Below are 9,346 nucleotides of genomic sequence, written 5' to 3'. Positions count from 1 at the left end.
TCCGTGTTGACACGTCGACGTCTACGTAGTGGCCTCAGCCTGATCGAGTTGCTGGTGGTCGTCACACTCCTGGGAGTGTTTGCGACCGCGGCATTGATGCGATTCGGGCGTGACACCTTTGGCGACACCGGTGCGAGATCGGAAGCAAGGTTGCTGTCCTTGGCAATGCTTCACGCACAGCGCGCGGCGATTCGCACGGGCGATCCGCACGGCGTGGTGATGCAAGGCCCCGCGGCGGCCGCGACCAGTTGGTCCGTCATCGGGCGGCGCCAAGACGGCTCTCGGGTGACCGTGGAGGGCCCCCACCCCGTCGCCGAACGCGTCCGCGTGTCCGCCACTGCGAGCGAAATCTGGTTCGACTTTGAAGGAGTCGGTTCGCAACCGTTTGCGGCCCAACTGCGAGGTCCCAATCGTTCGTTCGCCGTCCAAGTGGAACCGCTGACGCGGATGATCCGAACGCAGGAGGGTTCGCCATGAACCGAAGCAACCCGCGGTCTGGACAAACCATGCTCGAGCTGATTGCCGCAACAATCGTGATCACGATTGCCTTGGTTCCGGCGTTGAGATTGACGCGCGCACGGATCGCCAACACGGAAGACCTGGAACGCGCCGAAACGCGTCTGGCCTTGTGCACCAGCAAGCTGGAAGAGGAGTTGGCGTACACGGCTGCGAACTGGGAACTGAACTCTCATCGCGGCAATTTCGGCAGCATCGGGCAAGCCGGCGTGTGGTTCCAAGTCTCGAAATCGGATGCGATCGCGGCCGGCGGACGGCCCGGCGAACTGGCGACGATCGATGTCATGGTCTGGCACGATCAAGATGCCGACGCCACGCTCGACGCAGACGAGCAGCGTGTCAGATTGGCAACCAAAATTGCAAAACTTGTCGCCTACCAGAGCGAGTTCAGTGATCCGTAGACAACCGTCCTTATCGATTGCTCACCGGCGACGCCGCGGTGTCAGCATGTTGGAACTGGTCATCGCCGGCAGCATGCTGGCCGGTGTGATGACCGGGTTGTCGCTCGTAATGCGCACCGCCCGCCAGTCCTGGGAAACCATCGACAGCGAGTATGCGGTGTTGCAGCAGATGCATGCCACCTCACGGCACTTTGTTCGCGCGGCACGTGAAGCCGTCGGTGTCGAATCGATCTCGGCCGACGGCAATGCCATCACGTTAAAAATGCCGGACGACCGAACCGCGACCTGGCAGTGGTACCCCAATCGCAGCGGACAGGTGGGCGTGGTGACGTTTCGCGATTTTTCGAATCCGTCGCAATCGATGCTCGCTCAACATGTTGACGATCTGAGTTTTTCGGGCTTCGCCGCCGATGGTGTGACCGCGACCAATGACCCCGACGCCATTCATGTCCTACAGGTTTCTGTGACAGTGACCTTGCCCAGATCTGCCGTGGCACAGCGGACCACCCATTCCAAGGTGTGGATCCGATCATGGTAAACCGACAAGGGGTCAGTCAATGAACGCAACGATCTTCCCACGACAGTATCCCGTGCGACGCGGTGCCGCGTTGTTGCTGGCGATCTTTGTGATGACGCTGGTCAGCACGTTGGCCGTGGCGACACTGGATGCCGAAATGATGCGTTACATGGCACTACGAAATACACGCCAATGGGATGAGGCTCGCTATCTGGCCGAGGCGGGACTGAATGACGCATTCGCGCAGCTGGAAAAAGACATCTCCTGGCGGGGCGGTATTCCGGGTACCGAGTTTCCGGCCGGAAGCGGATGGACCTACCGGGTGACCGTCACCGATGGTTCGGACGGGACCGTGGATCTGTTGTCCACCGGGACCGTCGGGAACTTCACGCGAACACTTCACGTCACCGTCAAACAGGGAGGTTGAACACGCGACCATGGCAAGCAAACTGCAAAGCGATTTATTGAAGGCCGCGGATCGCGAACCCGCAACGGTTGAACGACGACAGTCCCCGCGACGGCGCGTCCGTCGCGATCGACGAAAAGGCGTCAGCCGAACGGTCGGCATGGATGTCTCGCCGTCGGGCATCGCGATCGCAGTCGTCGAAAAGTCCGGCGGCGAATCGAAGCTGATCGTCGAGCGAATCGCGTTTCCCGCCGACAGTGGCCCGCGACATGGTGACTGGAGTGACAACACACTCACCGGTGCACTCAACGAACTGGCATCCAAATACAACCTCGGCGGACAAGCCGTCACGGTCGGACTGGGCGGCAACCCCTGCGTGACCCGCGTGGTCGCCGGGGACAACGAAGAAGTCGACAACGAAATTCGCGAACTGACGCACCGGACCCAACGCTATATCGGGATGGGATTGGGCAGCAAGGTCAGCTGCCAGAGCACCCATCGGATCGACGCCAAACGGAAACGTGTCTGCGTCACGATCGCGATTCGGCAGATGGTCGATGCGATCGCCGCGGCGGTCCAGTCCGCCGGGATGCGGTTGGCCCATCTGGAACACAGCATGTTGGTCCTGTGCCGAATCCTGCACGCCTATGAAAAAGATAGCCAAGAGCCGGTCTTGTTTATGGTCGAAGAGTTGGGCCGGGTTGACCTTGGCATCTCCTACCAAGGCCGGTTGTTGCTGGATTATCGTCCGGCCATTCCAGAGGCGTCGGTGACCCATGGATCGATCGTCCAGCGACACCTGAAGTGTTTGCGGCGTTACATCCATGCCCAATTGCCCACCGCGTCGGCCGACTTGTCGACGTTGTTTGTCACCCAAAAACATTCCGACCACGAATCGCTGGATCAAAGTCTGGATGAACCTTCGATCCTGCGCCGCCAACGTTTTCCGATGGAAGAGTTGTGCGAAGGGTTTCAGGTCCAAGGCGAAATCTCGGAAGACTCCGGTACGATCGCGGCGATCGGACTGGCGCGGCTGAACAATGATGCACGGTTTGCCGAAGAAACGAACGATTTGGTGTCCACCTTGCGCACCGGACGTCGAGTTCAATGGATTCCACTGATCCAGTACACCTGGCCCATCACGCTGGCCGCATCGATCGCCCTGGCGCTGTTTCTGATGGGCCAACACACCCGTCGCTTGGCGCTCCGCACCGAGGCGCAGATCGAAACGCTGACGCTGCAAAACGCTCAGGGAAACCAGATTCGCTTGACCCTGCAGCGGCGGATGCAGCGAGCCGAACAGGTCGACGCCCTGGCCGCCGGGATTCCGACACGTGATTGGGCCGATGTGTTCCTCAAAGCCGGTCGAAGCCTTCCCCAGGGATCCTGGTTGGAATCCGTGCGGATCGAAAACGATGAGACCGTCCGCATCAGCGGCGCCAGCTATTCCGGTGAAGCCGTCTACACCTATATCGATCGACTGAAACAGACCGGGATGTTTTCGCACGTCGCGCTCGAATCCACCAGCGCGACTCGCAATAGCGTCGGCGCCCAATTTCGATTCCAAGTCTCGGCGATCGTCCAGCCGCAGCAGCAACCGGAATCATCCATCCGATTTGCATCGACCACCGTCGGGGGTAATTGATCGTGGATCACCAATTCGTCCAAGCGTTTCTCGATCATCCGCGCCGCGGCACCATCGTGTGGGCGACCGCCGTCGTGCTGGCCTTGCTGTTGGTGATCCCCGCCTGGGACCACTACACCGGAAGCCGAGCCGAAGTGGCGCGGTACAACACCGAACTCCGCGAGATCTCCTACTCGTTGTCCAACCTGGATCTGCTGCGTGCCAAGCTCAAAGAAGTCGAGTCGAAGCCCAATGCTAGCAACCAGATGTTGGACGGCGACGCGGCCGCACAGGTCCGCGAGCGAGTGACGAAACTGGCCCAGCAGATGGGCTGTCGGGTGAGGCGTTTGACGATGAGCCACCCCGTGATTCGCCACTGGCATGTCAACGACAATCCCTTCGATGAAGACGTCGCGCGTGACGCCGAAGAAACGAACTTCATGCTGGAGACGCGGACGCTGACGTTGTCCGTCGGAGGAAGTCTCGCAGAGCTTACAAAGCTCACAATCGCGCTGACCCGACTGGACCGTTTTGCCGTACCGTCAAACATGACCTTGCAGCGTGAGGGCAATGACGGACATTTGATCTTGGACGTTGAGATTTCTTTGTTCAACCTTGCCGAGACGTTCGATTGAGCAGGTGGGCACGGATGCTCAGACGCGCCGATCGGTGTTTTCGCACCAGACCGGACCATTCCACGGAGAGGTATTTTGGATCCCCACACCACGTGTGTTCAAGTCAAACGAAGGCGGATCATGGCATCGCGATCGCCATTGGCGTCAGCGATTGCGCTGGCGCTGTCTCTGTGCTTGATGGGTGGGGCTTCCGCACAGACCGATCTGTCGGTCAAGAAAGAGGTCTCGGCGGAGATCCAGCAAAAGCTGTCCAAGCGATTCAGCTTGGACCTCCGCGACGCCACGTTGCTGGAAGCCCTGTTTGCCGTTCGCGACGTCAGTGGGCTGAACATCGTCGTTGGCAATGAAGTCACCGGAACGGTCAATGCGTCGTTCGCCGACACGGCTGTCTATGACATCTTGGATTCTCTGCTGATCACGCGGGGGTATGGTTACCGTGTCGTCGGCAGCAGTCTGGCGATCGTTCCGCTGGCAAATCTGGGCGATCAATTGCCGCTCTTTCAAACCCAGGTCATCGGCTTGGTGCACTGCACTCCCGGTGACGTCTTGTCGTCGATCGAATCGATGCTTTCGCCCGAGGGCCGAGCCCATGGCGTCGAATCAAGCAACTCGATCGTCGTGATCGATTATCCCGAACGCATCGACACCGTGCGACGGCATCTGGAATCCTTGGAGACCGCGGCCGCAAGATATCGCAAGGAGCAACGCTCGGCGAACGTTCAGCAGCGGGTGATCGATGGCGATTCGACTTCCCCGGACGGGGACATCGTCCGCGTCTTTCAAACTCAATACGTTTCGTCTGACATCTTGACCGAAGCGATCACACCGCTGTTGAGCGAGAGTGGACAAGCCACGGCCGTCGTGCTCGAGAACAAAGTCGTGGTTGCCGACAAGACAGCCAATGTCCAGCGGATCGCGTTGGCGCTGGCCGAGTTGGATCAGCCCCGCCCGCAGGTCAGGATTTGGGCATTGATTTATGACTGCAGCACCGATGACCTGGAACGACTGGGGGTGAACTGGAACTCCGGCGTCAACAGTGCATCCATCTCCGCCGCGACCGGCACTGCGGCGCAATCGGTTGCGATCAATGCCGTCACGTCGCCGCTGGCCACAGGCGCAAACGGCGTGGTCACCCTGACCAGCCTCAATCGCTACATGAACATTCAATCGATCATTCAAGCGCTCGACACCGCCGGCGATTCTCGCTTGCTCGCCGATCCGAACGTCGTTGTGATGAATCATGAGAAGGCGGAAATTCAAATCGTGACCGAGGTGCCCTATCAACAATTGACGCAAGGCCTGGAGGGAGGCACCATCGGCACGACCGAATTCCGCGAGGCCGGCGTGACGTTGAACGTGGTGCCGCACATTGCCGACGATGACACGATCGCGTTGGTCGTCAATCCGCGTTTCAGTTTGTTGACCGGATTCAGCGAACCGGACAACGCACCGATCATCGACCGACGCGAGACGACAACCACCGTTCGAGTGGCCAACAATCAAACAATCGTGTTGGGCGGTCTGCGGCAACGCACGCGGATTGCAGAACGCAGCTCCATCCCCGGATTTGGCAAGATCCCCTACATCGGAAAACTATTCCGGCACCGTTCGGCCACCACGCGTGAGAGCGAATTGCTGGTCTTCATCACGCCGCAAATCATCCTCGACCAAAGCATCGGTACGGCTCGCGAGCACTGCGTCAATCAAATCCTTCAAGGACAAATCAATCAAACGCCGACCGACCCGGTGCCCTTTGGGATCGAACCGTTGCGCGCCGAACTGGATGCACGCGCGAAACAGATCGATCATTTCAAACACCAGAAACCAGACCACACACGGCAAGTACCAAGCTCGACCAACGCTTGTGAATGCTTCGAAATCCCGTGGACTCAGGCCTTCGAAAACCAGGCCGAACCGATCGACATCGGTTTGTCGGACCCGGTCGGTCAGTGACGTAGCGGTTACACCACGGGGTCGTGATCACGAATCGCCGCTTCATCCCGTTCCATAGCTTCCGGCTGTTGCAGGACAACACCTTCCGCCTGATCGACCATGGTGATTTTGGCGATACGTTTGGCAAAGTAATACATCCGTTTGATGTATTCCATGATCTCCGATTCGAGTCGATACATGGCCAATCGATTCGGTGCCTTCGCCGCCAGACGGGACGAAAGATGGCGTTCGGCCTTGTCGGAGAGCGCGTTGATCGTCGATTTCGCCGCGGAGACTTCTTGCGCGATCTCGACGTCGCCGGAGACGACCGATCGGATCGCCCGTTCGGTTGCCCGGATCACCTCGGTGTTCAACGCCTTCAGGACCGCTTCGGTCTCTTCGCTGATGGTCAAATGGTTCGCGATTCGTTCGCGCCCCGCCTGAATCAGGTTCGATTCGATCATGTCGCCAATGCTTTCCAGATAATTGGCCACGGCCAGGTAGTCGTGTAACTGTTCCGATTGGCGATCGGTCAGTTGCTCCTGCGAGAGTCGCCCCAGATAAGTCACGATGGCTCCGTGCAGCGCATCGACATGATCATCGAGATCTTGAAGTGCGTCGATTTCCTGGCGTGACCCGTGGATCACGGTCTCCAGCGCGCCCCGCATCATGTGCAGCGCCGCGGAACCCAACCGCCCCAGTTCCATGCGAACAAGATCCATCGCCAGGGCCGGTGTTTGCAACAGGATCGGATCCAGGTATTTGGCGTGATCCGGCTCGACTTTGGCCACCAGCCTCTCGGGCACCAGACGCGTGACCAGCCAGGCCAGCGGAGTGGTCAACCCGATCAACAAGACCGTGTTGGCGACATTGAAGACGGTATGCGCGTTCGCGATCTGACGCGGCGTCTCGGCGGCGACGCGAGCCCGACCGGTCAGCTCAGGACTTGCCGGCGACATCCACGTGACGATCTGGGACAACTGGGGGATAAACGCGAACCAGATGACGACGCCGGCAACGTTAAAGAGCACATGGACGATGGCCGCGCGCACCGCTTCACGCGGTTTTCCGATCGATGCCAGCCCCGCCGTGACGCACGTGCCGATGTTGGCACCAAAAATCAGCGCGATGCCGGCTTCCAAGGAGATAAACCCTTGGCCGGCCAGCGTGATCACCAGCCCCGTCGTCGCGGACGAACTTTGCACCAAGGCCGTGAACACCGCCGCCAGCGCGATCGCCCAGAGCGGATCGTCCATCTGGTGCATCATTTCGACAAACGGAGCGTAGGAACGCAGCGGCGCGGTTCCGTCGTTCATCAATTGCATGCCGAAGAAGATCAGTCCGAAACCCATGATCAGGTGGCCGTAGTGTCGGACGGTTTCGTTCTTCGTCCCGAACAGCGTAAAAAAACCGATCGCGACCAACAGCAGGGAGTAGTGGGTGATCTTGAATGCGATCAGTTGAGCGGTGATCGTGGTGCCGATGTTGGCTCCCATGATGATGCCCATCGATTGCGTCAAAGTCATGACGCCGGCCGAAATAAAACCGACCACCAGCACCGTCGTCACCGACGAGGATTGCACAATCGCCGTCACGATCGAACCGGCCAATGCCGCAGTGAAACGATTCGTCGTCAGCGCCGCCAAAAGTTTTTTCAAACCGTCCCCGGCGATCAACTTCAGCGAATCGGACATCTGCTCCAGCCCGAACAGGAACAATGCCAATCCGCCGAGCAAGCCCATCAAAAGAGGCCCGATCTGCAACGAGTCGGATGTGACTTCAGCCAGCAACACAGCGGTCCGATAAGAGATTAAGATTTCCAGGAAATTGCCGTGAGTCTAGCACAAGCTTCATCGCAATTTGGCCCGTGGTCCGTTCGGACGCTCTCGTCGGCAGAACGGCGGGCGAATACGCACGGGTTAATTGGCCACCACCTCGTCGCAACCACACCGGCTCTTCGGCCTTCGCCCACAACGTAGCATGACAGTGACGCGCAACCCCAAAAACAGCTTCGGTCGGCTCCTCCCTCTCGATTCAACGGCTCGTTGGTTTCCCGAACGCTTGCGATCGGTTTGCCGGGGTTGGAGGGGCGTTGGTCTTGCGTTGCTCGTCTCGGCAATCCTTGCCGGTCAACTCGCCCGCGCAGTGGTCGCCGCGCCGCAGACGGACAGTCCATCGGACAGCGCATCGGAGACTGTCTCGGACGACCCGGCGACCGACATTCCGGGCGACTCAGACGGATTGACGATCAAGCTGATCCCGGACCAGAAAGCGTTTCTCGGATCCCCTGCCACGCTGATCGATTTATCAAAAATTTTTGCCGAAACCGAGATCGGCGACGAACCATTCGAAATCGAAGTCCTGCGGAGCAAAAAAGATGTTGCCGAGGCGGTGGTCGACGGACACCGGCTTCAATTGAATTGGCAACGAAAAACGGCCAAGAAGCGTGAGGTCTTGCTGCGGGCGACGAGTGCCTCGGGAAAAACCGTCGACACCAAGTTCTACGTCGAGCTGTGGGAACCCGATTACTGGAAGTTGATTTTCACGGTGCTCGGTGGACTGGGGCTGTTCTTGCTGGGGATGAAGAACCTCTCTGAGGGCCTGCAGGCGATCGCGGGCAACGGGCTGCGGCGGATGATCAGCATCGTCACGGACAATCGCTTGATGGCCACCGGGGTCGGCGTTTTGGTCACGATGCTGGTGCAATCCAGTTCGATCACGACGGTGATGGTCGTGGGGTTCGTCAACAGTGGTTTCATGACGCTCACCCAAGCGGTCGGCGTGATCATGGGGGCAAACATCGGGACCACGATCACCGGCTGGATCCTGGTTCTGAAGATCGGAAAATACGGCCTGCCGTTGGCCGGCGCCGCAGCATTCTTCTACCTGTTTTCCAAGCGTGATCGGCTGCGATACGCTGCCTTGGCCGTGATGGGCCTGGGGCTCGTGTTCCTGGGTTTGGAACTGATGAAAGACGGCTTCGCGATCGTCAAAGAGTTGCCCGAGTTCGAGGCTTGGTTCAAGGCCTTCGATGCCGACACCTATCTCGGCGTTTTGAAGTGCGCACTGGTCGGCTGTGTCCTGACCTTCATCGTGCAATCGTCTTCGGCCACGCTAGGCATCACGATCGGCCTGGCCCAGATCGGCGTGATCGATTTTGAAACCGCGGCGGCGCTGGTGCTGGGTGAGAACATTGGCACGACCATCACCGCGTGGTTGGCTTCCTTCGGATCCAACACCAACGCCAAACGGGCGGCCTATTTCCATATCGTTTTCAACATTTTGGGCGTCGCCTGGATCACCGCCGTGTTCCAC

The 9,346-nt window shown here is 59.2% G+C and carries 9 protein-coding genes; 8 read left to right on the top strand and 1 reads right to left on the bottom strand.

What is annotated here, in order from left to right; all coding sequences use genetic code 11:
• From ABX749_RS11190 to ABX749_RS11160, 7 genes are all read left to right on the top strand, one after another.
• Positions 1-477 (top strand): GspH/FimT family pseudopilin (locus ABX749_RS11190; RefSeq protein ID WP_372896057.1); only part of this gene is annotated, 477 nt, incomplete at its 5' end.
• The gene (locus tag ABX749_RS11185) at positions 474-917 is read left to right on the top strand and encodes a hypothetical protein (protein ID WP_372896056.1); all 444 of its coding nucleotides are present in this window, start codon (positions 474-476) and stop codon (positions 915-917) included. The genes ABX749_RS11190 and ABX749_RS11185, both read left to right, overlap by 4 nt.
• A 46-nt stretch (positions 918-963) precedes the next feature.
• Positions 964-1,455 carry a hypothetical protein gene (locus ABX749_RS11180; RefSeq protein ID WP_372896055.1) on the top strand — a complete coding sequence of 164 codons (492 nt, stop codon included), beginning with the start codon at positions 964-966 and terminating at the stop codon, positions 1,453-1,455.
• 19 nt (positions 1,456-1,474) lie between these two features.
• Positions 1,475-1,861, top strand: coding sequence for a hypothetical protein (locus tag ABX749_RS11175; protein WP_145207252.1), 387 nt, complete (start codon positions 1,475-1,477; stop codon positions 1,859-1,861).
• A gap of 10 nt (positions 1,862-1,871) precedes the next feature.
• Positions 1,872-3,485 (top strand): PilN domain-containing protein, encoded by a 1,614-nt coding sequence (locus ABX749_RS11170; RefSeq protein ID WP_372896054.1) that lies wholly within the window; start codon positions 1,872-1,874, stop codon positions 3,483-3,485.
• A 2-nt stretch (positions 3,486-3,487) separates the two neighbouring features.
• On the top strand, positions 3,488-4,099 hold the full coding sequence (locus ABX749_RS11165) for a hypothetical protein (protein WP_145207250.1): 612 nt from the start codon (positions 3,488-3,490) through the stop codon (positions 4,097-4,099).
• 120 nt (positions 4,100-4,219) lie between these two features.
• Positions 4,220-6,052, top strand: a complete 1,833-nt coding sequence (locus tag ABX749_RS11160) for a hypothetical protein (protein WP_372896053.1) — start codon at positions 4,220-4,222, stop codon at positions 6,050-6,052.
• Between the two features lie 8 nt (positions 6,053-6,060).
• On the opposite strand, the gene ABX749_RS11155 is transcribed toward ABX749_RS11160, so the two are convergent.
• Entirely contained in the window at positions 6,061-7,821 is a 1,761-nt protein-coding gene (locus ABX749_RS11155) for a Na/Pi cotransporter family protein (protein WP_372896052.1), read from the bottom strand.
• Between the two features lie 313 nt (positions 7,822-8,134).
• On the opposite strand from ABX749_RS11155, the gene ABX749_RS11150 reads away from it, so the two are divergent.
• Positions 8,135-9,346, top strand: a 1,212-nt coding sequence (locus tag ABX749_RS11150) for a Na/Pi cotransporter family protein (protein ID WP_372896051.1), incomplete at its 3' end; no start/stop codon positions are given.

The organism is Stieleria sp., from assembly GCF_041595215.1.
GTDB lineage: Bacteria > Planctomycetota > Planctomycetia > Pirellulales > Pirellulaceae > Stieleria > Stieleria magnilauensis.
The sequence above is the reverse complement of the archived record's forward strand: the minus strand, read 5'-3'. Positions and strand labels throughout refer to the sequence as shown.

Coding starts and splice junctions, on each gene's coding strand:
- ABX749_RS11185 (WP_372896056.1), top strand. CDS start 474: ATGAACCGAAGCAACCCGCGGTCTGGACAAACCATGCTCGAGCTGATT.
- ABX749_RS11170 (WP_372896054.1), top strand. CDS start 1,872: ATGGCAAGCAAACTGCAAAGCGATTTATTGAAGGCCGCGGATCGCGAA.
- ABX749_RS11175 (WP_145207252.1), top strand. CDS start 1,475: ATGAACGCAACGATCTTCCCACGACAGTATCCCGTGCGACGCGGTGCC.
- ABX749_RS11180 (WP_372896055.1), top strand. CDS start 964: ATGTTGGAACTGGTCATCGCCGGCAGCATGCTGGCCGGTGTGATGACC.
- ABX749_RS11160 (WP_372896053.1), top strand. CDS start 4,220: ATGGCATCGCGATCGCCATTGGCGTCAGCGATTGCGCTGGCGCTGTCT.